20 protein-coding genes and 2 pseudogenes are annotated in these 23,507 nt (G+C 76.3%); 8 read left to right on the plus strand and 14 right to left on the minus strand.

Annotation, left to right across the window (positions count from 1 at the left end):
- Window positions 1–5: 5 nt before the first annotated feature.
- Genes KPF47_RS40025 through KPF47_RS10375 form a run of 3 tightly spaced genes read right to left on the minus strand, consistent with a single transcriptional unit; the run spans window position 6 to window position 3,719 of the window.
- Window positions 6–1,133 (minus strand): GDSL-type esterase/lipase family protein, encoded by a 1,128-nt coding sequence (locus tag KPF47_RS40025; protein WP_224388441.1) that lies wholly within the window; start codon window positions 1,131–1,133, stop codon window positions 6–8.
- Window positions 1,130–2,749, minus strand: a complete 1,620-nt coding sequence (locus KPF47_RS10370) for a GMC oxidoreductase (RefSeq protein WP_224388443.1) — start codon at window positions 2,747–2,749, stop codon at window positions 1,130–1,132. Before KPF47_RS10370 ends, KPF47_RS40025 begins: the two co-directional genes overlap by 4 nt.
- A gap of 37 nt (window positions 2,750–2,786) precedes the next feature.
- Complete coding sequence (locus KPF47_RS10375; protein ID WP_224388445.1) at window positions 2,787–3,719, minus strand: sugar phosphate isomerase/epimerase; 933 nt, start codon at window positions 3,717–3,719, stop codon at window positions 2,787–2,789.
- A 287-nt stretch (window positions 3,720–4,006) separates the two neighbouring features.
- On the opposite strand from KPF47_RS10375, the gene KPF47_RS10380 reads away from it, so the two are divergent.
- Window positions 4,007–4,630, plus strand: coding sequence for a TetR/AcrR family transcriptional regulator (locus KPF47_RS10380; RefSeq protein ID WP_224388447.1), 624 nt, complete (start codon window positions 4,007–4,009; stop codon window positions 4,628–4,630).
- 40 nt (window positions 4,631–4,670) lie between these two features.
- Here the strand turns inward: KPF47_RS10380 and KPF47_RS10385 are convergent, their stop codons facing one another.
- Together KPF47_RS10385 and KPF47_RS10390 are read right to left on the minus strand one after the other, a co-directional pair.
- Window positions 4,671–4,871, minus strand: coding sequence for a hypothetical protein (locus KPF47_RS10385; RefSeq protein ID WP_255659364.1), 201 nt, complete (start codon window positions 4,869–4,871; stop codon window positions 4,671–4,673).
- A 38-nt stretch (window positions 4,872–4,909) separates the two neighbouring features.
- Window positions 4,910–7,717, minus strand: coding sequence for an AAA family ATPase (locus tag KPF47_RS10390; protein ID WP_308015370.1), 2,808 nt, complete (start codon window positions 7,715–7,717; stop codon window positions 4,910–4,912).
- A gap of 100 nt (window positions 7,718–7,817) precedes the next feature.
- Between KPF47_RS10390 and KPF47_RS10400 the strand changes: the two genes are divergently transcribed.
- Together KPF47_RS10400 and KPF47_RS10405 are read left to right on the plus strand one after the other, a co-directional pair.
- Window positions 7,818–8,564 (plus strand): flavodoxin family protein, encoded by a 747-nt coding sequence (locus KPF47_RS10400; RefSeq protein WP_224388450.1) that lies wholly within the window; start codon window positions 7,818–7,820, stop codon window positions 8,562–8,564.
- 15 nt (window positions 8,565–8,579) lie between these two features.
- Window positions 8,580–9,503: a DUF5996 family protein gene (locus KPF47_RS10405; protein WP_224388452.1), complete on the plus strand. Its 924-nt coding sequence runs from the start codon at window positions 8,580–8,582 to the stop codon at window positions 9,501–9,503.
- A 16-nt stretch (window positions 9,504–9,519) separates the two neighbouring features.
- Here the strand turns inward: KPF47_RS10405 and KPF47_RS10410 are convergent, their stop codons facing one another.
- The 4 genes from KPF47_RS10410 to KPF47_RS10425 form a co-directional block, all read right to left on the minus strand.
- Complete coding sequence (locus KPF47_RS10410) at window positions 9,520–10,065, minus strand: NADPH-dependent F420 reductase (RefSeq protein ID WP_224388454.1); 546 nt, start codon at window positions 10,063–10,065, stop codon at window positions 9,520–9,522.
- A gap of 187 nt (window positions 10,066–10,252) precedes the next feature.
- Window positions 10,253–11,698 carry a helix-turn-helix transcriptional regulator gene (locus KPF47_RS40030; RefSeq protein WP_224388456.1) on the minus strand — a complete coding sequence of 482 codons (1,446 nt, stop codon included), beginning with the start codon at window positions 11,696–11,698 and terminating at the stop codon, window positions 10,253–10,255.
- A complete protein-coding gene (locus tag KPF47_RS10420) occupies window positions 11,622–12,392 on the minus strand; it encodes a hypothetical protein (RefSeq protein ID WP_224388458.1) in 771 nt (256 codons plus the stop codon). The genes KPF47_RS40030 and KPF47_RS10420 overlap by 77 nt, the downstream gene beginning before the upstream one ends.
- Complete coding sequence (locus tag KPF47_RS10425) at window positions 12,343–15,093, minus strand: LuxR C-terminal-related transcriptional regulator (protein ID WP_224388460.1); 2,751 nt, start codon at window positions 15,091–15,093, stop codon at window positions 12,343–12,345. The genes KPF47_RS10420 and KPF47_RS10425 overlap by 50 nt, the downstream gene beginning before the upstream one ends.
- A gap of 391 nt (window positions 15,094–15,484) precedes the next feature.
- On the opposite strand from KPF47_RS10425, the gene KPF47_RS10430 reads away from it, so the two are divergent.
- The 4 genes from KPF47_RS10430 to KPF47_RS10445 all read left to right on the plus strand — a co-directional run bounded on the left by KPF47_RS10430 (window position 15,485) and on the right by KPF47_RS10445 (window position 18,747).
- Window positions 15,485–15,691 carry a hypothetical protein gene (locus KPF47_RS10430; RefSeq protein ID WP_224388462.1) on the plus strand — a complete coding sequence of 69 codons (207 nt, stop codon included), beginning with the start codon at window positions 15,485–15,487 and terminating at the stop codon, window positions 15,689–15,691.
- Between the two features lie 557 nt (window positions 15,692–16,248).
- The gene (locus KPF47_RS10435) at window positions 16,249–16,890 is read left to right on the plus strand and encodes a PAS and helix-turn-helix domain-containing protein (protein ID WP_224388464.1); all 642 of its coding nucleotides are present in this window, start codon (window positions 16,249–16,251) and stop codon (window positions 16,888–16,890) included.
- Window positions 16,891–16,930: 40 nt separating this feature from the next.
- Window positions 16,931–18,511, plus strand: a complete 1,581-nt coding sequence (locus KPF47_RS10440) for an acyl-CoA carboxylase subunit beta (protein ID WP_224388466.1) — start codon at window positions 16,931–16,933, stop codon at window positions 18,509–18,511.
- Complete coding sequence (locus KPF47_RS10445; protein ID WP_224388468.1) at window positions 18,508–18,747, plus strand: acyl-CoA carboxylase epsilon subunit; 240 nt, start codon at window positions 18,508–18,510, stop codon at window positions 18,745–18,747. Before KPF47_RS10440 ends, KPF47_RS10445 begins: the two co-directional genes overlap by 4 nt.
- 75 nt (window positions 18,748–18,822) lie before the next feature.
- On the opposite strand, the pseudogene KPF47_RS10450 reads toward KPF47_RS10445, so the two are convergent.
- Together KPF47_RS10450 and KPF47_RS10455 are read right to left on the minus strand one after the other, a co-directional pair.
- A pseudogene (locus KPF47_RS10450) lies at window positions 18,823–18,972 on the minus strand (helix-turn-helix transcriptional regulator); the annotation flags it as partial.
- A 255-nt stretch (window positions 18,973–19,227) separates the two neighbouring features.
- A complete protein-coding gene (locus KPF47_RS10455) occupies window positions 19,228–20,928 on the minus strand; it encodes a hypothetical protein (RefSeq protein WP_224388470.1) in 1,701 nt (566 codons plus the stop codon).
- 223 nt (window positions 20,929–21,151) lie between these two features.
- On the opposite strand from KPF47_RS10455, the pseudogene KPF47_RS10460 reads away from it, so the two are divergent.
- Window positions 21,152–22,381, plus strand: a pseudogene (locus tag KPF47_RS10460) (IS110 family transposase).
- Here the strand turns inward: KPF47_RS10460 and KPF47_RS10465 are convergent.
- From KPF47_RS10465 to KPF47_RS10475, 3 genes are all read right to left on the minus strand, one after another.
- Window positions 22,347–22,736, minus strand: coding sequence for a hypothetical protein (locus tag KPF47_RS10465; protein WP_224388472.1), 390 nt, complete (start codon window positions 22,734–22,736; stop codon window positions 22,347–22,349). The pseudogene KPF47_RS10460 and the gene KPF47_RS10465 sit on opposite strands and share 35 nt — an antisense overlap.
- A 198-nt stretch (window positions 22,737–22,934) precedes the next feature.
- Entirely contained in the window at window positions 22,935–23,096 is a 162-nt protein-coding gene (locus tag KPF47_RS10470; RefSeq protein WP_224388474.1) for a hypothetical protein, read from the minus strand.
- Window positions 23,080–23,507: hypothetical protein (locus KPF47_RS10475; protein ID WP_374108820.1), on the minus strand; the 428-nt coding region annotated here is incomplete at its 5' end. The genes KPF47_RS10470 and KPF47_RS10475, both read right to left, overlap by 17 nt.

Below are 23,507 nucleotides of genomic sequence, written 5' to 3' on the forward strand. Positions count from 1 at the left end.
GGGCCTCACACGAGCCGGCCGAGCACCCCGGCCGCGACGTCCGCCATCCGGTCGAGGCCCTCGTCGCCGGGGTGCAGGTGGTCACCGCTGTCGCCGCGCGGGTCGAGCGCGACCGAGCCCGGTCCGGCTCGCAGGGCGGCATCGAAGTCGAGGACGGGGCGGCCGCTGCCGGGGTCGCGGATCCACGCGTTGACCTCGGCGCGGCGCCGCTCGCGCTCGTGGTCGAACCCCTCGGCGCCGTCGAACGGCGTCAGGGTCGCGAGCACCACCGGCAGGCCCGCGGCCTCGGCCCGGCCCGCGACCTCGTCCAGCGCGCGGATCAGCTGCCCGGCCGTCGGCAGCTGGTCCTGCGGCGCCGTCGTCCCCGGGTGGCCGAGGTCGTTGACCCCGAGTGCGACGACGACGTGGGTCCGGCCGGTGGTCGCGAGCACGTCGCGGTCGAACCGCGACCGGCCCGACGCGCCGAAGACCGGCCCGAAGGGCCCGGCCCCGTCGAGCCGGAGCCGGTTGCCGGCGATGCCCCGGTTGACCACCGCGACGGGGCGGTCCCGCAGCAGCCGCGCCGTGCGCTCGGGCCAGCCGGCCGCGGTGATGGAGTCCCCCAGGCAGACCACCACCGGGGCGGGTACCTCGCGCTGCACGTCCACCCCGCGCAGCAACGGCGCGGGCAGGGCCCTCGCGGTGCCGTCGAGCAGCGTCAGCACGGGGGCGTCCCGTCCGGGGAACCGGTCGGACCCCGCGTGGTCGCCGGGCGCGGACGGGCGCCACGTCGCGGTGGACACGTTCGCCGTGGCGTAGCGCCACGTGCCGGGCAGGTACAGGTCGAGCTCGACCGCGTCGCCTGCGCCGACGGGGAGGTCCACCGGGTCGGTGGTGAGCTCGGCGCCCGCCGGGAGCTCCACGGTGGGCACTCCGTCGAACCGGGCCGGGGCGCCGCGCCCGGCCACCCGCACCGCGGCCCGGCCGATGTGCAGCGGGGTCGTCCCGAAGCGGTTGCTCAGGCCGATCCGCAGCCGGTCACCGCCGACGCCCGCCTCCACCGCGATCCGCAGGGTCACGTCCCGGAGCTCGAGGTCGGCCACCCCCACGTCGGTGACGGCCTGCGTCCAGCTCGCGGTCCAGCCCGGGCTCACGACCGCGCGTCCGGGGTCGTGGCCCTGCGCGGGTCCGGGTCCCCGTGGACGACCGCCGGGGTGGCGCCACGGGACGAGGTCAGGCTCCGGGCGATCGCGGTCGCGGCCCGCCACGCCAGTGCCACCGTCGTCAGCGTCGGGTTGGACGCGGTCGAGGTGGGGATGACGCCGTTACCGCCGACGTGGAGGTTGTCGACCCCCCAGACCCGCAGCCACGGGTCGCAGACCGACGAGCCGTCGTCGACCTCGCCCATCCGGACGGTCCCCTGGTAGTGCAGCGAGGACCCGCCGGCGGCGAGCGCCGGGGGCTCGTGCAGCGTGCCGATCCGGCGCGCCGCGCGGACCGAGTCGGCCGTCATCCGCTCGATCGTCGCCCGGTCCCGGTCGGTGTGGGAGTAGCGGATCCGCATCCGCGGCATGCCGTAGAAGTCGGTGGCGGTGTCGCTGAACCCGACGGCGTCGGCGGAGCGGATGTCCTTCGCCCCGTACCAGGCCAGGACCGCGAGCCGGTCGGAGGCGCCGGCGCCGGCGAGCAGGTCGCCGCCGCCCGGGCTCGGCCGGTAGGCGGAGTTCGCGAGCAGCACGACCCCGCCCTGCACGGGCCGGGCGTCGGAGAACGGGATCAGTACCGAGCGGACGTTGCGGGGTTCGGGCGGGAACGCCGCCGGGTCGACCCGGTCGTCCAGGGAGACGAACGAGGTCACCTGGAAGTGCTCGTTGAGGTGGCGCCCGAGAGCGGCCGGGCGGACCCCCGAGGCGTACAGCACCTGCGGCGTGCGCAGGCCGTCGGCGCACACGACGACGTGCCGGGCCCGGACCTCGTAGGTCCGTCCCGACCGCCGGTCCTCCAGCACCGCGCCCACGGCGGCGCCGTTCTCCACGACGACCCGGCGGGCCAGGGTCCCGGTCCGCAGCCCGAAACCGGGCACCGTGGCCTCCAGGTCCCCCAGGATGCTGCCGGTACCGCTGAACCGCAGGGTGTCGCCCTCCCAGTGGGTGGAGGTCGGCATGAACCCGGTCGGGGTCAGCCCGGGCCCGTCGAACTCGTCGGCCAGTGCCGACCGGACGGCCTCGGGCAGCCCGTGTCCCGGGGTCGGCGGAGTGGTCGTGCCCAGGAGCCGCTCGGCCCGGTCGAGGGCGGTGTCCATCTCGGCCGCGGGCACGAACGGGATACGTTCGGACTGCTGCGGGCGGGGGCTCGAGGTCCCCCAGTGGATCCCCATCCCCCCGACCCCGCTGGCCATGCTGGCCGCGGGCAGCCCGACCTCACCCGGGTCCCGGGTCGGCCGCGGGTCGGCGAAGAACAGGCCCGGCAGGATGGTGTGCCGGAACTCCAGGCTCGGGTCGATGCCGTCGGCGACGTCGGAGAGCGCGGCCGCCCGCTCGACACCGGCGTCCGGCCCCTGGGTGAGCAGCTGGGCCGCGGCCCGGTCGTCGTCCGACATGTTCTGGGTGTGGTCGCCGCGGACGCCGGGGACGGCCGGGCCGACCTCGACCATCAGGATCCGCGCCGTGGGGACGGCGTCCCCGATGGTCCGGGCGTAGGTGGAGCCGGCGGGGCCGCTCCCGATCACGAGCACGTCGACCCGGGGGTCGCCGGCGTCGGTGGAGGTCATCTCGGTCCTCTGCGAGGTCGCGGGGCAGGTCAGCGGGTCAGCCGGTCCCGGCGAACGCCGCGGCGGTCAGGTCGAGCACCCGCCGCGTCCTGGCCCACGGGTCGCCGCCGGTGCCCTCGTACTCGACCGTCAGCGGCCCCCGGTAGCCGTGGCGGGCGAGGATCGCGAACGCCCGCGGGAGGTCGACGAGCCCGACGGTCCCGTCGTCGTCGACGTCGTGGGCCTTGACGTGGACGAGCTCGGCGCGACCGGCGAGCGCGTCGATCCCCCGGTAGACGGGTTCGAGCTCGGCGCCGCCGCGCAGCGGCACCGGGGGGCCGTCCGGGTCACCGGTGAGCGCGGCCGTCATCGGCACCGTGATCACGTCGAAGTTCCCCAGGTCGAGCAGCAGGCCGAGGTTCTCCTGCCCCACGGCGTCGAGCAGCCGGTTCATCCAGACCGCGTCGCTGGAGGGCCCGCCGTGGTTCTCCACGAGCAGCCGCACGCCCCGCTCCCGGGCGTGGGCGCCGAGCCCGGTCAGCGCCTCGACCAGGTGCTCCGGCGGCGTGGTCCCGTGGTGGGGGCTCAGCGGCGAGCCCGGGTTCACCCGGACGAAGGCGGATCCGAGCCCGGCGCACCGGTCGATCCAGGCCGTCAGGGCCGCGACGTCGTCGGCGCGCCGGACGGGGTCCTCGGTGAGCAGGTCACCGACGTCCACGGCCACGTTGAGCAGCCGTACGCCGGCGGCCGCCGCCTCCGCGGCGAACCGGTCGAGCTGGGGGTCCTGCGGGCCGGTGAACTGGAACGCCACCGTCTCGACCCCCGCGACGCCGAACCGCTCGGCCGCCAGGCCGGGGAACTCGGCGATGTCCACCAGCGCCGGGAAGTCGGTGGTGAACCGGATCTCGCGCCCGTCGGGGGCGACGACGGCGAGGTCGGTCGGTCCGAGCTGCTCGCGCAGGCTGTAGGACGACACGGACAGGACGGTCATCGGTTTCCTCTCGTCGGGCGCCCGTCGTCCGGGAGCCGGTGGCCCTCACGCGGGGGCTCACTCACCCCGGGTGGTGTGCCGCCGGCGGGGATCGCCCTCCCGGCCGCAGCCTGCGGGGGTCCCGGGCGCCGGGGGCCGTTCATCACCGGTGCGCCGACGACGGGGACCGACATCGACACACCTCCTCGTGTGGAGTCGACTTCTGATCGGTAGTGACTACCACATTGGAGTCACACCTCTCTCGTTGTCAAGTCCTTCCGGGTGAGAGCCCCGGGTACGATCACGTCATGGGTCTGCGGGAGATCAAGTCGGCGCGCACCCGGCAGCGGATGATCGACGTCGCCGTGGAGCTCTTCCTCAATCAGGGCTACGACGACACGACGATGGAGCAGATCGCCGAGCGCGCCGAGGTCGGCACCACGACGCTCTACCGCTACTTCCCGACCAAGGACCTGCTGCTGCTCGACCGGATCGTGGGTGGCATGAACCTCGGGGAGCGCCTGCGCGAGCGGCCCCGCGACGAACCGGTGGGCGAGGCGCTGACCGCCGTGCTGCGCCGGGCCGCGGCCGACTTCGACGCACCCGAGCTGCGGCTACCGGAGATCCGGCGGCTGGTGGACCTGGCCCCGGTGCCACGGGCGCGGCTCTGGGACTTCCACCTCAGCACGCGGACACAGCTGGAGGCCGCTCTGGCGCCCCGGATGGGCCGGCCCGAGAACGACCTGTCGGTGCGGCTCACCGCGGCGTTCGTCGTGGAGGTGCTGGTCCTCGGCGACGAGCGGCGCCGGGAACGCGACTACGCGACGTCGGCCTCGGTCTCGCTGGAGGAGGTGCTCGCCGGACTCCCCGGGGCCGAGATCGTCCTCCCCGCCGTGCCGGCCGTGAGCGGACCGACGACCGCGCCGGGCTGAGGCCCACCGGTCCCGGCCGCACCGGGACGGTCGGCGGCGCTCACGCGGCCGGGTACCGGGTCGGCACGGCGGGGTCGCAGTCCTCGTACGGGGAGTCCCCGGTGAGGTTGTCGCCCCCGTTCGGCCGGGGCCGTGGCCGGCGCGGTGGCGCGTCGCCGTACCGGGCACGGACCAGCGACGCGTGCGTGGGGGCGTCCGGGACACCGGGTGCGCGGGCGGCCGCGGTCTCCCGGCGCAGCACCGGGACCACCTCAATCGGTCACCGCGGGCGGGCCCGGGTCACCCGTCGGGCCCGGGCGCGCGCAACCTCAGGTCGCCCGCCATGTCGATCCGGGCCAGGTCGGCGCGGGAGGCGATGCCGAGCTTCGGGTAGACGCTGCCCAGGTGGTGCCCGACCGTGCGGTGGCTGATCAGCAGCCGGGCGGCGATCTCCCGGTTGGTGAGCCCCTCGGCGGCCAGCTGCGCGACCCGCAGCTCCTGCACGGTGAGGCCGGGCCCGGACGGCTCGTGCCGCGTGCCCGACTGCGCGGCCAGTCCCAGCTCGCGCAGCGCGCGCTCCCGCAGCCCCACCGCACCGAGACGCGCGAAGACCTCCGCCGCGCCGCTCAGCTCGTGCCGGGCGTCGGCACGACGGCGGACCCGCCGCAGCCACTCCCCGTACAGCAGCCGGGTCCGGGCCTGCTCGAACGGGTCGACGGCCAGGCCCACGGCGTCGAGCGCCGCCCGGTAGGAGGTCTCGGCGTCCGGCCCGCTCGCGGCCAGGGCGTGCAGCCGGTCGGCGGCGGTGCGGGCCCAGGCGGCCCCGGTCCGCCGCGCCCACGCCGACACGGCCGCGGTCCGGGACGCGGCCGTGTCGGTGCGCCCCGCCTGCGTCGCGGCCTCCGCGGTGTCCGGGGCCGCGAGCAGCGCGAACGTGGGGTGCGCGGCCTCGTGTCCTGGTTCCTCGAGCGGCACCAGGTGCCGCAGGGCGTCCCGTGGCCTGCCCGCGAACAGCGCCGCCCGCCCCCGCACCCAGTACGCCGACGCGCTGAGGGCGCGCACGCCCTGCGGCACCGAGACCGCCAGTGCCCTGCCGGTGTGCTCGTCGACCGCGGCGGTGTCGCCCCGGGCCGCGGCCAGGTTCGCCAGGTGGAGCCGGCACTGGGAGGCCACGTGGTCCGCGCCGGCCTCCTCGGCCAGCCGCAGGGCCTCGGCCGCCGCGGCCCGGGCCACCTCCCACCGGCCCGCCGCGAAGTCGAGCACCGCGCCCTGGACGAGCACCACGGCGAGTGCCGCGAGCTCGTGCCTGCGGCGCAGCTGGGCGGCCTGGACCCGCAGCACGTCGCGCAGCGGCCCCTCGACCCCCCACGACTGGGCCAGCGGCACCGGGGGCAGCAGCTCCCACGGCACGGTGCCGAGCAGACCGACGGTGTCGGCGTCGGGGGCGGGGAACGGCGGCGTGGGCGTGCCGGTCACGTCGTAGCAGGCCCACCACGCCTGCAGGGTCGGCAGGACCGGTGCCAGCTCCGGGACACCGCCGGTGTCCAGGGCGAGCAGCCGGCGCAGGGCGTCCTGCTGCAGGTCCGGCCGCCCGGCCGACCATGCCGCGCGGACCGCCACCGTGCCCAGCTCCAGCGCCGTGCGGGTCCCGGGGACGACGCCGGTGTCCGCGACCAGGTAGTGGTGGGCGCGTTCGGGGAGCCCGACGGTGAACTCGAGGATCCCGCGCAGACCGCCGCTGCACCGCACGACGGGCTCCACCCCGCCCAGCCGCTCGGCGTCGTCGAGCAGCCGACGGGCCTGCCCCGCGTCGCCGGCGTCCCAGGCGGCACGGGCCGCGGTCGCCAGCCGGCGTGCGGCGTCCGCGGGTTCCGGGGACAGCTCGGCGGCGCGCCGCAGTGTGCGGGCCGCCAGCGGACCGGCGCTGCGCTGCAGGCAGCGCTCGGCCGCCTGCTCCAGCAGCGCCGCGACCTGCTCGTCCGGCCCGTCCGCAGCCGTCGCCAGGTGCCAGGCACGTTCCTCCGTGGCCCCGGCCGGGAGCACGGCGGCCAGCGCGCGGTGCGCGGCCCGCCGGTCGGGCACCGGCGCACCGTCGTAGAGGGCGGCCGGGACCAGCGGGTGGCGGAACTGCACGCGGTCGCCCGCGGCGTGGAGCAGACCCGAGCGCAGGGCCTCGTCCCAGCTGGACGCGTCGACATCCCATCCAGCTCCGGCCCGGTCGACGACCCGGCGGTCGCCCCGCCCCTCGGCCGCCGCCAGGAGCAGCAGCGCCCGGGTGGCCGGCTTGAGCGCCTCGGCACGCGCGCAGAACGCCTGCTGCAGCCGGGGCCCCACCGGCATCGGCTCTCCGGACGCGGTGCGGGAGGTCCCGGCACCGGCGTCGCCCACGACGGTGGGCAGCTCCCGCAGCGCGAGCGGGTTGCCCCCCGCCATCGCGACGATGCCGTCGACGGTGGCCCCCTCGGCGTCCGGGGCGACAGCGACGACCAGCCGGCGGGCGTCGTCGTCGGTGAGTCCCACGACCTCCCGGGCCGGTACCCCCTCCCAGGGTCCCGTGGCCGGGTCCGCGTGGTCGGTCAGGACCACCACGACCGGGTCGGTCCGCACCCGGCGCGCGAGGAAGCCCAGGCAGTGTGCGGTCGCCTCGTCCACCCACTGCGCGTCGTCCACGACGACGAGCACCGGTCGCTCCCGGGCCAGCCCGGACAGCAGCGACACCACGGCCGCACCGATGAGGAACCGGTTGGCCGGATCCCGGCTGATCCCCAGCGCACCCCGCAGGGCGGCGGCCTGCGGCGCCGGGAGCGCACCGAGCCGGTCGAGCACCGGCCACAGCAGCGCGTGCAGGGCACCGAACGCGAGCCCCGCCTCCATCCGGGTGCCCCGGGTGCGGAGCACCGTGACGCCGGACGCGACCCCGGACGCGACGTCGACGACGTGGTCGAGCAGCGCCGTCTTGCCGATGCCCGGCTCGCCCCACAGCACGAGCGACGCCCCCGCTCCCCCGGCCGCACCGTCCAGCAGCCGGTCCAGCGTCGCGGTCTCGGCACGCCGCCCGAACAGCTCCATGACCCCGCGCACCCCCGGTGACCCGGCCCGCCGTGGCACGGCCGGTCCGTCCCCCACCGTAGCCGCGCGGCCCGGATCGTCCCCCGCGACCGATCCGGCGACCGATCCGGCGGGACCCGCCGCGCCCGACACTGCCCGGGTGACCCGCTCCGCACCCCCCGCTGCGCCCGCGACGGCCGCCGGGCCCGACTTCACCGGGCTCCGCGCGACCTTCGTCAACTGCACCCTCAACCGTTCCCCCGGCCGCAGCCACACCCAGGGCGTCATCGACCGCAGCATCGCGATCATGGAGGCCAACGGCGTCTCGGTCGACCGGTTCCGGGCCGTGGACCACGACATCGCCACCGGGGTCCGCCCGGACATGACCGAGCACGGCTGGGACACCGACGACTGGCCCGCCCTGCTCGAACGCATCCTCGACGCCGACATCCTCGTCCTCGGCGGGCCGATCTGGCTGGGCGACAACAGCTCGGTGACCAAACGCGTGACCGAACGCCTCTACGGCCGCTCGGGCGTGCTGAACGACCGCGGCCAGTACGCCTACTACGGCCGCGTCGCCGGGTGCCTGCTCACCGGCAACGAGGACGGCCTCAAGCACTGCGCGATGAACATCCTCTACAGCCTCCAGCACATCGGGTTCACCGTCCCGCCCCAGGCCGACGCCGGCTGGCTGGGCGAGGTCGGCCCCGGCCCGTCCTACCTGGACGAGGGCTCCGGCGGCCCGGACAACGACTTCACCAACCGCAACATCGCCTTCATGACCTACAACCTGCTGCACCTCGCTGCGATGATCCGGGACGCCGGCGGCTTCCCGGCCTACGGCAACCAGCGCACCGCCTGGGACGCCGGGACCCACCCCGGGCACGCCAACCCCGAGTACCGCTGAGGACCAGGAGCACCGATGACGAGCACCACCACGGCATGGCCGGCCCTGCGGGTGGCGGACTGGACCGACACCCGCGAGACGCTGCACATGTGGACCCAGATCGTGGGCAAGATCCGGATGGCCCACGCCCCGCTGCTCAACCACTGGTGGCAGGTCACCCTCTACGTCGGCCCGCGCGGGCTGACGACGTCGACGATCCCGTACGGCACCGGCGCCTTCGAGATCGAGTTCGACCTCGTCGGCCACCGGTTGGAGGTCCGCACCAGCGACGGCGGCGCGCTGGGCTTCGCGCTGGCGCCGATGCCGGTCGCCGAGTTCTACGACCGGCTCCTCGACGTCCTGCGCCGGCTCGGGATCCCCGCCCCGATCCGCCCGCACCCCAACGAGGTCGACCCCGCGATCCCCTTCGCCGAGGACCGGACCCACAGCTCCTACGACGGTGCGGCGGTCACCCTGTTCTGGCGGCAGCTGCTGCAGGCGAACCGGGTGATCGGCGAGTTCCGGTCGCACTTCGTCGGCAAGGTCAGCCCGGTGCACTTCTTCTGGGGCGGCATGGACCTGGCCTGCACCCGGTTCTCCGGGCGGCCGGCGCCCCCGCACCCGGGCGGGGTGCCGAACTGCGGCGACTGGGTCATGGTCGAGGGCTACTCCCGGGAGCTGTCCAGCTGCGGGTTCTGGCCGGGCGGGGGCGAGGAGGGCGCCTTCTACTCCTACGCCTACCCCGCACCCGCCGGTTTCGCCGACGCACCGGTCGGCCCGGAGGGGGCCTTCTTCAGCCCGGAGTTCGCCCAGTTCCTGCTGCCCTACGAGGCCGCGCGCACCGCGCCCGACCCCGACCGTGCGGTCGCCGAGTTCCTCCGCACGACCTACGCGGCCGCGGCCGACCTCGGGAACTGGGACCGCGCCGCGCTGGAGGACGACCCGCTGCGGTGGGCGTGACCCGCGGCCGTCCCGGTCATCGGCCGGTCGGCGAGACCCGGTAGAAGAACGGGCCGGTGCCGTTGCGGGCGATGGCGATCAGCAACGGGCCGGCGTCCTCGATCGCGCGGGCCGCCTCCAGCCCGCCGACGTGGACCGGCGCGAACCCCGCGTCCCGGTTGAGCCGGTCGACCAGCTCCCGGATCTCCGGCTCGGCGGCCACCAGGTTGCCCGGCGGCGTCGCCTGGTCGGCCAGCCGCGGGTACTCGGAGGCGAAGTTCGCGCTGAACGACTTCGCCACCGGGCCGCCGGTGACCGACCGGACGAGGTGCGCGTTCGACTCGTGGCCGGGATCGCGCGGACCGTAGACGTTGGTGGCGTCGACCGCGGGGGTGCCGGCGATCCCCGTGACCCGGGACAGGGCCTCGGCGACCCGGTCACCGGGGACGGCGACGACGAGCACGTCGGCGCCGGTGGCGTCGCCGCCGTCGCGGCCCAGCACGGTGACGGTGTGCCCGGCCGCGGTCCAGAGCGCCGCCAGCCCGCCGCCGACGGTGCCCCGGCCCAGGATCGTGATCCTCATGGTGCTCCTCTCCTGCCGGGCCCGGCGTCCTCGCTGCGCGACCGGTCGGACCGGCCGTCCCGCCCGTCGCGCGTGCCGGGTCGGGACGGAGCAGTGCGGGCCGGACGCTAGGCCGGGGTCGGGACCGCCGGATCGGGCGCGCAATCGGTCGCCGGCACGGCGGGCGGGACGGGCCCGGTGCGGACGGTCACGGCCGGAGCGCGGCCTGCCGGGTCGGGTCGTCGCCGTCGTCGGGCCCGCCCGGGCGACGGTCACCGACCCGCAGACCCGGTGCGGACGCCAGCCCGGCACGACCGTCGATCCCCAGCTTGCGGTACACCCGCGTGAGGTGTCCCTCGACCGCCCGCAGGGTCGACCCCAGGACCGCGGCGATGTCCCGGTTGGTCGCTCCCCCCGCGGCCAGCCGGGCGACGCCGAGCTCGGCCGGGGTCAGGGAGGAGGAGCCACCGCGGCGCGGTCGCCCACCGGCGGCGGCGAGCTCGGTGCGGGCCCGGGCCGCCAGGGTCGGGGCACCGCACTCGGCGGCCAGCTCCAGCCCGTGCCGCAGCAGGGCCCGCGCCTCACCGGCACCGCCCTCGGCGCGCACCCGCGCGCCCAGGTCCACCGTGCACCGTGCCCGGTCCAGGGCCAGCGGCGAGGCCGCGAGCGCGGCGCGGGCCGAGCGCAGCGTCGCCAGGCCCTGCTCCCCGCCCTGGGCGAGTCCGAGCACCCGCAGCGCCGCGCCGACGTACCCCTCGGCCCCCCAGCGGCGGCAGAGCGCGACGTACTCCTCCGCCGCCGTCCTCGCCGCCTCGTGCTCGCCGAGCTCGTGGTGGAGCTCGACCGCGCGCCGGCGCCAGTCGAGCACCACCGGGTTGACGATCCCGGCGGACATCAGCCGGTGTCCGCACTCGAGGGTCAGCGCGAGCGCCTCCCGGGTCCGCCCGGTCGCCGCGAGGACCGCCGCCCTGGCGTCGAGCAGGTAGCTCCACCGCCAGGTCCGCTCGGACGTGACCCGGTCGTCGACCGGCGCGAGCAACCGCTCCGCCTCCGCCGTGCGCCCCAGCTCGACACACGCCAGCGGCGACGCGCGGACGACCATCAGCCGGGTCTCGCCGGTCAGCACGTCGAGCGAGGCCAGGGCCGCGGCGAGCGCCGCAGGCACCTGCCCGCGCCGGAGCAGCCGCATCGACTCGACCCCGCGCAGGAACGCCTCGACGTCCGGCCGGTTCGTGCGGTGGGCGGCGTCCAGGGTCCGTCGGCGGACGCCGCCGAGACCGGTGGCGGCCTCGGACCAGCACAGCAGTCCGAGCGCTGCCACCCGCATCGGATGGAGGTACGCGTCGTCCTCCAGGTCCGCGGGCATCGCCTCGGCGGTCCTGGCGGCGGCCGTCGCGGCGTCGGTGTGCAGTCCCAGCGCGGAGAACAGCAGGTGGGCGCTACGCAGGACGTCGGCGCCGGGCCCGTCCCCCAGCTCGTCGGGGTCGGTCCGCACGACCCACTCCCACACCTGCGCGGCACCCGAGGGGTCCTCGCAGGCGGCGTGCAGCGCCAGTGCCTCCAGCCGCTGCCGCAGCTCACGGTCCTCCCGCGTCGCGGTGGTCGCGTCGGCCAGCTCGCGCCGGCCGCGCTCCAGCAGCGGCGCGAGGTCCACGGCGCCCCCCGGGTGACCGGGCCACGGTCCGGGCGAGCAGCTCGGCACGTTCCCGCGCGCAGGGCACCAGCGACAACGCCTCGGCCAGGTGCCCGTGCGCCGTCGCCGGTGCGGCGACCCGCGCGACGACGCTGAGGTCCACCAGCAGGGCGGCCCGCCGCCGGCCGCCCACCGGCCCGGTCAGCGCGTGCTCCAGCAGGCGCCCCGCCCGGGTGCGGTCACCGCTCTGCTCGGCGCGGGCGGCGGCGACGTGCAGCAGCTCGACCACTCCCCCGTCCCACGGCGGCCCGGCCGCCAGGTGGTGGTGGGCCACCCGCTCCAGCGGTGCCCCCTCGCAGTCCAGTACCCGGGCGGCGCGGGCGTGCAGCCGGCGGCACCGGTCGTCCCCGGCGGCGTCGAGGACCGCGGCGCGGGCCGGTCCGTCCCCGCAGCGTGCTCCGTCGAGCACCCCGAGCTCCGCGAGCCGTTCCGCGGCCCGGGCGGCCGCGATGTCGTCCAGCCCGGCCACCCGGGCCCGGGTGGCGGCACCGGCGTCCGGGTCGAGCACGGCGGCGGCCCCGGCCAGCTCGACGACGCCGGGCGGCTCGTGACGCAACGCGGCGGCCAGCCGGTCGGCGGGCGGCGGTGCGCCGCTCCCCGACCGGTCAGGCGATGCGATCGGAACCACTCTCCCGGAGACGGCGGAGCGCAGCACGCCCCGGCACCCCCAGCTTGCGGTAGACGCCGGTCAGGTGCTTCTCGACGGCCCGGACGCTGACGGCGAGGTCCGCGGCGATCTCCTGGTTGGTCAGGCCGCGGGAGGCCCGGGTCGCGACCCGCTCCTCGGACCGGGTCAGGGCGGCGGGGGCGCGGACGGCGGGAGCGGGCCGGCGCCCGGGCATGGGCGTCCCCACGGTGTCGTGGCGGCGCGGTGGCCCCGCCGGGGTCCCGGGCCGGGGTGGCAGGTCACCGGGACCCGGCTCGGCCCGGTGTGCGTCCAGCGCCCGGGTCGCCCGCTCGACCTCCGACCGGTCGGCCGAGGCCCGCAGGACCGTGGTCGCCTCGTCGAGCAGGCCCGCGGCACGGTCGGTCCCGCCCAGCTGCCCGAGCATCCGCAGCGCCCGCCCCAGCTGCGCCGGTGCACCCCAGCGGCGCGCACGGGCCAGCTCCTGCCCGGCGAGCTCGCGGGCCTCGGCCCGCCGCCCCCGCTCGGCCAGGATCTCCACCGCCCACGGCCGCCACGGCACGGGGGTGGCGACCCATCCCGCCTGGTCGAACCGGCGACCGGCGTCGAGACAGTACTCCAGGGCGGTCTCCACGTCGCCGGCCTCGGCGGCGACCCGGGCGCGCAGCATCTGCAGGCAGGCCCCGAACCCCGGGGGGATCGACGGCGTCGCGCCGTAGCGGGCCAGTACCCGGTCCGCCCCGGGCCCGTGCGGTACCGCGGTCAGCACCGGGGCGAGCACCGTCCCGGGCAGCAGCGAGTCGTCGGACAGCTCGTCGACCAGGTCGACCGCCGACCGCACCTGTTCGGCGGCCTCCGTGACCCGGCCGGAACACACGAGGACCGCCGCGAGCTCGGCACGCAGCACCGCCTCGGCGACCGGGGCGCGCTCGGCACGCGCCTGCTCGATCGCGACCGACAGCCAGGGCGGGAGGTCCTCGACCGCATCGGCCATGCACAGACAGGTCACCAGCATCCCGACCGTGCTGTGCACGTGCTCCGACGACGCCGGTTCACGGGCCAGGACCGCCCGGCAGGCGGCGGCGACCCGGCTCGCCGGCCGGTGACCGCCGACGGCGGCGGAGTGCAGCAGGACACACGCCAGCTCCCGCTCCCCCGGTGTCCCCACCGGGAGCCCGGCCGAGAGGTCCTCGAGCTCGTCGAGCCGGACGGCGGCGGCGGACAGCCCGGCGCGGGTGTGCTTGTCGACGTAGTGCAGCCGGGCCTCCACCCGCAGGGCGAGCTCGCGGACCTCGGCGTCCCCGGTGTCGCCGTCGCGGTCCAGCTCCGCGGCCACCCCCCGCAGGAGCGCGATCACCGGCGGCGCGGCACCCTCCAGCGCGAGCGGCGTCACCCGGCACAGCGCGGCGGCCCGCTCCCGCACCGACCCGAGCAACGGGACCGCCTGGACGATCCGGCGCAGGGCGAGGCCGGTGTCGTAGGAGCGCTCCAGGCCCGCCAGGTCGACCAGCACGCCGGCCCGCTCCGGCCCCTCCGGGCCCGCGAGCAAGGCGTGCCGCAGGTACCGGACGGCGGTCCACGGCTCCCCGCGGCCCGCCGCGCTCCCCGCGGCGTCGCGCAACGCCTCCACCGTCCAGGCCGGTGCCGACCCGCCGACCGCGAGCAGGTGCGACGCGACCCGGTCCGACGGCGCGCCCGCGTCCCGCAGCATCCGGGCGGCATCCAGGTGCAGGTCGCGTCGCTGCTCCGACGGCTGGACGACCCCGAGGGCGTCGCCGACCACGGCGTGCCGCAGCCGGTGGCCGTCGGGCCCGGTGAGCCCCATCCGCCGGGTGACGGCCCCGGCGAGAGCGACATCGGTCGCGTCCAGCCCCGCCAGCCGGGCCGGCATCGTGTCCTCGTCGGTCTCCCCCACGACGGCCACCGCGGCCAGGTAGCGGCGCTCGGCGGCGGGCAGTCGTCGCACGGCGTGCGCGAGCCGGTCCCGCAGCCGCGTCGGCGCACACCCGGGCACCCGGCTCGCCGGCGGTTCCACGGCGCCCTGCGGTCGGGCCGCGAGCTCCTCCAGCACGCAGCTGAGGTACAGCGGGTTCCCCTCCGTCGCCGTGGAGAGGGCCTCGACGAGGTCCGGGGTCGCGTCCCGACCGAGTGCCGCGCGGGCCGACGCCGCGATCGCCTCGTCCGAGAGCGGGCGGAGCGACCGCACCGCGTCGGCCGCGGCGGTCAGCTCGGCCGGCAGTGCGGCGGTACCGCCGTCGTGCCCGGCCTCGCCGTCGAGGACGGTGAGGACCACCGCCACGCGCAGACCGGCCCGGGGGTGGCACAGAGCGGCCAGCCGGCGCAGCGGGTCGGCGTCGCAGCGGGCCGCGTCGTCGACGAGCAGCAGCACCGGCGCGACCGCGGCACGGTCGGCGGGCTCGGCGCCCGGGGCGCCGGTGGTGTCCTCCCGGTCGTGTCCCCGGCCGGGGGACGGCCGACGGCCGGACGGGGCGAGCAGGTCGTCCAGGGTGCCCGGCGGGAGGCCGGGCCCCTCGTCGCTGCCGGCGGCCCGCACGACCTGCATCCCGCGGGCGGCGCCGCGGCGCGCGACCTCCTCGAGCAGGGCCGTCCGCCCGATACCGATCGGGCCGGTGAACACGAGCAGGCCGGCCGCACCGCCGACGGCACGGTCGAGGACGGCGTCGACCTCGGCCAGGTCGTCGGCGCGGTCGAGCAGGACCGGACGGGGCATCAGCGCAGGCCCCGTGACCGGGTGACGCGCGCACGGAGCGCCGCGCGGTCCGTCCGACGGACGGCTCCCCCGGGTGGGCCCCCGACACTCATACGACCTCCGGTCCGCGGACGTGCACGCGATTCGATGATCATCTTACGCCGGTGCGGCGTGGAACGGAGCCCCACCACGGAATCCGTCGGGAAAGGCCCAGTTCTGCCGCCGGCCCGCGTCGGTTCGATCCGCGCAGTGGATACTGGTGGTATCCGGGCGACATCGGCGGCATAGTCCTACCGCGATGACGATCGGGGACGGCGAGCATGAACTCATCATGTCGGGAATGCAACGGACGGGCGACGCGACCGGTCGGGGACCCGCGGGTCGAGCCGGTCCGACACGGAGGGGGAGCGACGTGGAACCCGTTCCGGGACTGACCGTCCGGGTGCTCGACACGGGATGGATGGAGCTGGGCCATCCGACGCGCTGCGACCGGCTGCTGTGCGACGAGGTCGGCACGGCCATGTGGCTCGCGCTGTGCCGGTCGGCGTGGAACCTCGGCGACGCCGCCGCCCATCTCGCCGACCTGTGGGACACCGACCCTGGGCGATGCGGGACATGATGGACGACTGGCTGGACGACCTGCGCGAAGCCGGTCTCGTGCGGCCCTGAGGCGAGGACCGGCACCGGCGGACCGGCCCGGGCGGGGCGACGCCGCCGGGTGTGACCCGCCGGGCGATCTCGTTACCCCGGGGCCGCCGCGCGCACCCGCGGGACCACGGACGGGACCAGCAGAACCCCAGCACTCACACCCCGCACCGTAGTGATCCAGCTCACACACCGCACCACACCCCACCGAACCCCCGCACCCCCGCGGCCACAGTGTTAAGCGCTTACGCTACGGAGCCGTTGACCCCTGTCGAGCGACCCCCATACGGTCGAATCGGTTATCGAGAACGGCTACCGCGACTGTCCGGTCCGCTCCCGGAACAGCGTGTTCCGTTGAACTTCGGGGAGTTAGAGCGCCCGGTAAATGAGGTCGTGGGGGTGTCGTTGCAGGTAGAGGCACGGACTCTCCAGGCGACCATCAGGACATCAGCAATCCCATGATCACTTGCAGGTCCGTGTCTCTACCAACACCGACACACGGCCACCTCTACTGCCGGACGCTCTTATTCGATGCGAGTCCTGCCCTATGAAGGCGACACCGCCGAGCGCATTTCCCAGGAATCCACCAGTGCCTGCATGGTATCGCTCGACCGAGGCCTGCGCGTCGTCGCGGCGAACCAGGAGATGTTCCGCCGGATGTGCGACATCGGCTCCGGCGACGTGTGCGGATCGGCCTTCTGCGATCTGCTGGACGGGAGCATCCGGCCCCGTGTCCGACACCAGATGGAGCGGCTGCTGGACGGTCAGCAGCCCCGTTTCCAGGAGCGGTCGGTCGCGATCGCCGGGGCCGACTCGTCGCTGCGGGGTGACCTGATGGCGACCGCGATCGCGCGGAACGCGGGCCGGGTCGAGGGCGTCGTCGTCGTCCTGCGCACCGGGGACGCCGAGCCGTCCGCGGCGTGGAGCGGGCCGCGCCGGATCCTGTCGGACATGGACGCCAAGATCCTGGAGGGGGTCGCCTCCGGCGCCTCCACCGTGCAGCTGGCCTCCACCCTGTTCCTCAGCCGCGGCGGCGTCGAGTACCACGTGACCGCCCTGCTCCGGAAGATGCGGGTCAAGAACCGGCCGGCTCTGATCTCCAAGGCCTACTCGATGGGCTTCTTCGAGCTGGGTTCGTGGCCGCCCCAGGTCGTGCCCGATCACGTGAAGTGACTGCTCGACCCGACGACGTCCCGAGGCGAAAGGTGAGAACATGACCGCCACCGACGACATCCGGACGACCGCGGACCTGCGGTCGCGGGTGGCCGAGCTGCACGCGGCCCGTGAGCAGATCCGGTCCGGCCCGTCCACCGCCGCGACCGAGCAGCAGCACGCCCGCGGCAAGCTGACCGTGCACGAACGCCTGGCGATGTTGCTCGACGAGGGCAGCTTCCGCGAGATCGAGCAGTTCCGCAGGCACCGCGCCACCGGTTTCGGGCTGGAGGACCGCCGTCCGCACACCGACGGCGTCGTCACCGGCTGGGGCACCATCGACGGCCGCACCGTGTTCGTCTACGCCCACGACTTCCGGATCTTCGGCGGTTCGCTCGGCGAGGCGCACGCCACCAAGATCCACAAGGTGATGGACCTGGCCGAGTCGGCCGGGGCGCCGTTGATCAGCCTGAGCGACGGCGCGGGCGCCCGGATCCAGGAGGGCGTGACGGCGCTGGCCGGCTACGGCGGCATCTTCCGCCGCAACGTCCGGGCCTCCGGTGTCGTCCCGCAGATCAGCGTGATGCTCGGCCCGTGTGCCGGCGGCGCGACCTACTCCCCCGCCCTGACCGACTACGTGTTCATGGTCCGCGACATCGCCCAGATGTACATCACCGGACCGGACGTCGTGTCCGCCGTGACCGGTGAGGAGATCACGCACGAGGAGCTGGGCGGCGCCGAGGTGCACGCCACCGAGTCCGGGGCGGGTGCCTTCGTCTACGACGACGAGGAGTCCTGCTTCGCCGACGTGCGCCACCTCGTGTCGCTGCTGCCGTCGAACAACCGCGAGCAGCCGCCCGTCGCGCCCACGGCCGATCCGCCGGACCGCACCACCCCCGCGCTGCTCGACATCGTCCCGGCCGACACCACCCGCGCCTACGACATGCGTGACGTGATCGCCGAGGTGGTCGACGACGGCGACCTGTTCGAGGTGCACGCGAACTGGGCCACCAACATCGTGTGCGGCCTCGCCCGCCTCGACGGGCACACGGTCGGGATCGTGGCGAACCAGCCGGCCTCGCTGGCCGGGGTACTCGACATCCACGCCTCGGAGAAGGCCGCCCGCTTCGTCTCCACCTGCGACTCCTTCAGCATCCCGCTGGTCACCCTGGTCGACGTGCCGGGCTTCCTGCCCGGCGGCGACCAGGAGCGCGGGGGGATCATCCGGCACGGCGCCAAGCTGCTCTACGCCTACTGCGCCGCCACCGTCCCGCGGGTCCAGCTCATCCTGCGCAAGGCCTACGGCGGCGCCTACATCGTGATGGACTCGCGCTCGATCGGGGCGGACCTCTCGCTCGCCTGGCCGACCAACGAGATCGCCGTGATGGGCGCCGAGGCCGCGGCCAACGTCGTCTTCCGGCGCGAGATCGCCGCCGCGCCCGACCCCGAGATCGCCCGCGCCCAACGGATCAAGCAGTACCGCAACGACCTGATGCACCCCTACTACGCCGCCGAGGCCGGTCTGGTCGACGACGTGATCGACCCCTCCGACACGCGCGCGGTCCTCGTCGACGCGCTGTCGATGCTGCGCGCCAAGCGCGCCGAGCTGCCGGTCCGCAAGCACGGCAACCCCCCGACGTGACCACCGCGACGGGCCCCGGGCCGCGGATCCTGATCACCGGGGGCCACCCGACCCCGGCCGAGGTGGCGGCGGTGACCGTGGCGCTGTGCGCCCTGGCCGGACGGGCCCGGACCGGCCCGCCTGCCCGGCGGCACCGGGCCACGTCCTGGCCGGGCGCGGACGGCTACCGGCCCGCGGCGAGCTGGACCGGTCAGGGCGGCTACCAGGCGCCCGCGAGCTGGACCGGACGCGCCTGACGGGGCCCGGCCCCGGTGCCGCACGCCCGGCATCGGGGCCTGCGCTCGACCGGCCCCCGGGAGCGCGCTGCGGCCGCTGACCCCGAGCTTGCGGTAGGCACTGGTCAGCCGCTTCTCCACGGCCCGGCGGCTGACGCCCAGCTCCTCGGCGATCATCTTGTTGGTCGCCCCGGCGACCACCCGGTCCACGACCTGCCGCTCGGCCTCGGTCAGTCCCTCGACCACGAGCGGCCCCGCGGGCGCCTCCCCGTCGTCGCCGGTGCCGGCGGCCCCGGCCCCCGGCTCGACCGCCGGTACCGGTGCCGGCGCCCCGCCGTACGGGTCCCCGACCCCGGCCTCCTCGACGCGACGCAGGCCGCGGCGCAGCAGTTCCTCCCCCTCGGGCGCGCCCGTCCCGGCGAGGTGTCGCCCCAGCGCGATCTCGGCCCCGCCCCAGCGCGGCGGTGTCCGCCGAGTCCCCGAGCACCTCGACCGCCTCCGTCAGCTGGGTCCCGCCCGCGGCCCCGCCGACCAGCGCGCCCGCACCCGCAGGGCGCGCCCCAGCGCGGCGGGAGCGCCCCACGCCCGCGCCAGTGCCAGGTCCTCGTCGGCCCACTCCAGCGCGGCCGCCGTCGCACCACGCCGGCGCAGCAGCCGGGCCGCCCAGCTCCGCCACGGGAACAGGGCCGGGTTGGACCAGCCGAGGTGCTCCAGGTGACGCCCGCAGTCGAGGAGGCACTCCAGCGCCAGGTCCTGCCGGTCGGCCCGCAGTGCGCCGGCCGCGCGCACGAGCTGGTGGGTCGCGTGCGCGACCAGACCGCCGCCGGGCGGGCGCCCGGCGGGCTCCGGGCCGAGGGCCGGCGCCCCGGCCTCGATCGCCGCGGCGATCAGCGCGGTGTGGAACGCGGCCGACGTCGGAACCCCGCGCTCGCGCAGCACCCCACCGGGCAGCGCCGCGGCCTCGGCGGGACGTCCGCGGGCGAGCAGCACCAGTGCCAGCTCGTCGGCGGTGGCCGCTGCGGGCGACGCCGGGTCGGGGACGAGCCAGTCCTCCAGCGGCCGCGGCCGGTCGGCGGCGACGAGTGCGAGCACCAGCAGGCCGCGCGGCCCGTCGCCGGGCGGGATGCCGTGCGGGGGGCGCACCTCACGCGCCGGTGTGATCCGCAGCAGCCGTTCGCCGAGATGGGCGACGTCGGCCGCCGGCACCGCGCCGGTCAGCGCCGCGGCGTGCAGCAGCACGCCGACCAGCTCCCGGCCTGCCGCGGTGCTGAGGTACCCGTCCGGCGCGGCCACGACCTCGCGCAGCAGCGCACAGGACCGGGCCAGCCCCTCGGGGTGCTGCTCGGCCAGGCGCCGGGCGCGGGCGCGGATCCGCACGGCCACCGCGCGCTCGTCGTCGGCGACCGGGTCCGTTCCGGCGTCGGCGGCACGGACCGCCTCCCGGACCCGGGCCGGTACCTCCCGCACCGTCGACGGGTCGATCAGGGTGAGTGCGACCGCCCGGTCCTGCGGGGAGGCGAGCAGCGGCAGCGCCTGGGACACGTGCCGGACCGCGGTGCCGGGCTCGGTGAACCGCTCCGCCGCGGCCAGCTCCACCAGCAGGGCCCCGCGCTCGTGGCCGCGGACGTCGCTGTCGAGCAACGCCCGGCGCAGGTACCGGACCGCGACCGGGTCGGTGTCGTGGTCGTCGGCCGCGTCCGGGCGGTGCGCGGTGGCCGTCTGGTGTGCCGCGGCCCGCAGGACCTCGACCGCCCAGCCGTCGAGCGGGGCGGCGACCGCGAGCAGGTGTGCGGCCACCTGCCGGGCGTGGTGCCCGGTCTCGTGCAGCAGCCGTGCCGCGCGCAGGTGCAGCCGTTCCCGCTCGGCGGGGTCGGCGGCGACGTCCCGGACCAGCGGGTGGGTGAAGCCGGTGTGGTCGTCGGTGAGCAGGCCCTGGTCGGTCAGCTGCCCCTGGACCGCACGGAGCCCGTGCGGGTCCAGGTCCGCCAGCCGCGCGACGATCGCCGGGTCGGTGCCGGGCCCCAGTACCGCCAGGGCACCCAGGTACCGGCGCGCCGCGTCGTCCTGTGCGCGCAGGCACCGGACGAACCGCTCCCGCAGGACGGCGGGCCAGGCCGCCCGCACCGCTGCGCCGCACGCCGCGACCGGTCCGCCGCCGGCGGCGACGACCTCGTCGAGCACCGCCCGCAGCACCGACGGCACCCCCCCCCGTTACCTTCTTGATCAAGCCCGCTGAGGGCTTGCAGGCCGCCGGCCGCGGTATGACTGACTGCCCCTGTCGCCCGATGATCTGGGGGGTGTTGTCGCCGTGGCCGGAGGGCGCCAACGACCGCTGATAGAGACCTGACCCGTGTGGTCTGCTCGTAACGTGGCTGCCGGCGCGGGTGCTCGTGGTCGGCCTGCCGCGACGAGAAGGGAGCGGCGGTTGCCCGATCCTGACCAGCACCCGACCGGGTTCGCGGTGTTCTGCGGCCTGGACGTGGGCAAGTCCGAACACCACGCCTGCGCGGTCGACACCAACGGGAAGCGGGTGCACGACAAGGCCCTGCCCAACGACGAATCGGCGCTGCGCACCGTGCTGTCCGGGCTGGCCGAGCACGGCGCGGTGCTGATGGTCATCGACCAGCCCGCCTCGATCGGAGCGCTGGCCATCGCCGTCGCTCGTGATCTGGGGATCACGGTGGCCTACCTGCCCGGGCTGGCGATGCGCCGCATCGCCGACCTGCATCCCGGGCAGGCCAAGACCGACGCCCGCGACGCCCACGTGATCGCCGAGGCCGCCCGGACGATGCCGCACACCCTGCGCCGGGTCGGCACCGACGACGAGACCCTCGCCGAACTCACTGTGCTCGCCGGTTACGACGATGACCTGGCTGGGCAGAGCACCCGGCTGACGAACCGGCTGCGCGACGCCCTGCTGCATGTTCATCCCGCCCTGGAACGCCTGCTCGGGCCACGCCTGGACCGCGGTGGCGTGCTCGACCTGCTCGCGGCCGCGCCCACCCCGCAAGCCCTGCGAGAGCTCGGCGCTGACGGATCGCCGAGACGATGCGGGCCCGGTCGCCTCGACTGGCCCGCACCCTTCCCGCCCAGATCCTGACCTCGCTCGACGCCCAGAGCCTGACCGTTCCCGGCACGGCCGCGTTCGCCCGTGTCATCACCGGCGTCGCCGGGCAGCTGCGCCAGGTCCACACCGAACGCGACCAGCTCGCCGACGAGCTCGAAGCCCGCCTGGAGGCCCACCCTCTTGGACCGGTCCTGACCTCGATGCCCGGACTCGGGGTCAGGACCGCCATCAAGATCCTCACCATCGTCGGCGACGGCTCCGGGTTCCCCACCGCCGGCACCTCGCCGCTTACGCCGGCCTCGCCCCAGTCACCCGCCGCTCCGGCACCTCGATCAAAGGCGAAACCCGATCCCAGCGCGGCAACCACGCCCTGAAATCCGCGCTGTTCCTGTCCGCATTCGCCGCCCTGGCCGACCCCGCCAGCCGCGCCTACTACGACCGCAAACGAGCCGCCGGCAAACGACACAACGCCGCCCTGATCTCCTCGCCCGACGCCGCACCGACGTCATCTACGCCATGCTCCGCGACCGCCGCCCCTACAACCCGCCCACGGTCAACAACCCCGATCCAGAACTCGCCGCCGCTTGACGAACCCATAGAGACACCCCCCCCCGACACCTCCTCGCACACCTGCAGGAACTCCGGGTCGCCGCGCGCGGCCGAAGCGGCCGGCGACCACCCCGCGGACCGCTGCGGGCCCCAGCGGCCGGGCGCGCAGCGGTACCCGCGGCCGGCGGCCAGGCCGCGCACCGGTGGCCGTCCGGCCCCCGGGATCGCCGTGCAGGGTGGTGCCGACGAAGGACACCGGCAGCTCCGCGACCCGCGCGACGAGCCGGTTCAGCCACTGCAGCGACGCCGTGTCCGCCCACTGGAGGTCGTCGACCAGCACCAGGACCGGCCGCTCGGCGCCGACCGTCGCCAGCAGCGCCTGCAGCTCGCGCACCCCGGCCGTGCTGGTCGTGCGGCTCCGGCCGGTCGAGCGGCTCCACCGCCAGCGCCGCGGGCAGGCTCCCGCCCGACGCCGCCAGCCACCGGCCGCGGGCGTCCGCGCCCGCGGCGGCGAGGAGCGGGTCGAACAGCTGCCGGACGACGCCGTACTCGAAGTCGCGCTCGACGAGCGCCGACGCGGCCCGCAGCACCGTCAGACCGGCCCTGCCCGCCGCGACCGCCACCGCGTCGAGCAGTGCGGTCCGGCCGGTGCCGACACCGCCGCCGACGACGACGGCCGTGCCACGCCCGTCGGCGGCCCGGGCGACGGCGTCCCGCGCAGGGTGCGCAGCTCCAGGTCACGGCCGTGCAGCACGGGTCACCCCGTCCCCGCCCGGCTCCTCGACGGTGGGATCGGCGTCCAGCCCGGCCAGGACCGCCTCGGCCACGGCGACCGGGCCGGCGCGCCCCACCGGGAGGGCGAGCCGGAGCTCGTCGGCGGCCATCCGGTGGGCGGCCGCCGGGGCGCCGCAGGCCAGCAGCGACGTCGCCGCCGCCGACCGCCACGGTGCCAGGACCGGGTTCACCGCCCCCCCGGTCCAGCAGGAGCCGTCCGCACACCCCATGTACTGCTCGACCGCGTCGCGGTGGCGGCCCTGCGCCGACCGCACACGCCCCCGCGCGTACTCCAGCAACGCCGCACCCGGCCGTACTCCCCCGGCGGCCGGGGTGCCCGAACGCCGCGGCGTCCGCGGCGTCCGGGTCGGACTCCGCCAGGTGCAGCAGC

Origin of the sequence: Pseudonocardia sp. ICBG1293 (assembly GCF_020131355.1) — a bacterium.
In the GTDB taxonomy this organism is placed as follows: Bacteria; Actinomycetota; Actinomycetes; order Mycobacteriales; family Pseudonocardiaceae; genus Pseudonocardia.

Bases quoted from the DNA above. Each gene is read 5' to 3' on its own strand.
- KPF47_RS10410 (WP_224388454.1), bottom strand. From the start codon at position 10,065: ATGAGGATCACGATCCTGGGCCGGGGCACCGTCGGCGGCGGGCTGGCG.
- KPF47_RS10375 (WP_224388445.1), bottom strand. From the start codon at position 3,719: ATGACCGTCCTGTCCGTGTCGTCCTACAGCCTGCGCGAGCAGCTCGGA.
- KPF47_RS10435 (WP_224388464.1), top strand. From the start codon at position 16,249: ATGCGAGTCCTGCCCTATGAAGGCGACACCGCCGAGCGCATTTCCCAG.
- KPF47_RS10440 (WP_224388466.1), top strand. From the start codon at position 16,931: ATGACCGCCACCGACGACATCCGGACGACCGCGGACCTGCGGTCGCGG.
- KPF47_RS10370 (WP_224388443.1), bottom strand. From the start codon at position 2,749: ATGACCTCCACCGACGCCGGCGACCCCCGGGTCGACGTGCTCGTGATC.
- KPF47_RS10425 (WP_224388460.1), bottom strand. From the start codon at position 15,093: ATGCCCCGTCCGGTCCTGCTCGACCGCGCCGACGACCTGGCCGAGGTC.
- KPF47_RS10380 (WP_224388447.1), top strand. From the start codon at position 4,007: ATGGGTCTGCGGGAGATCAAGTCGGCGCGCACCCGGCAGCGGATGATC.
- KPF47_RS10405 (WP_224388452.1), top strand. From the start codon at position 8,580: ATGACGAGCACCACCACGGCATGGCCGGCCCTGCGGGTGGCGGACTGG.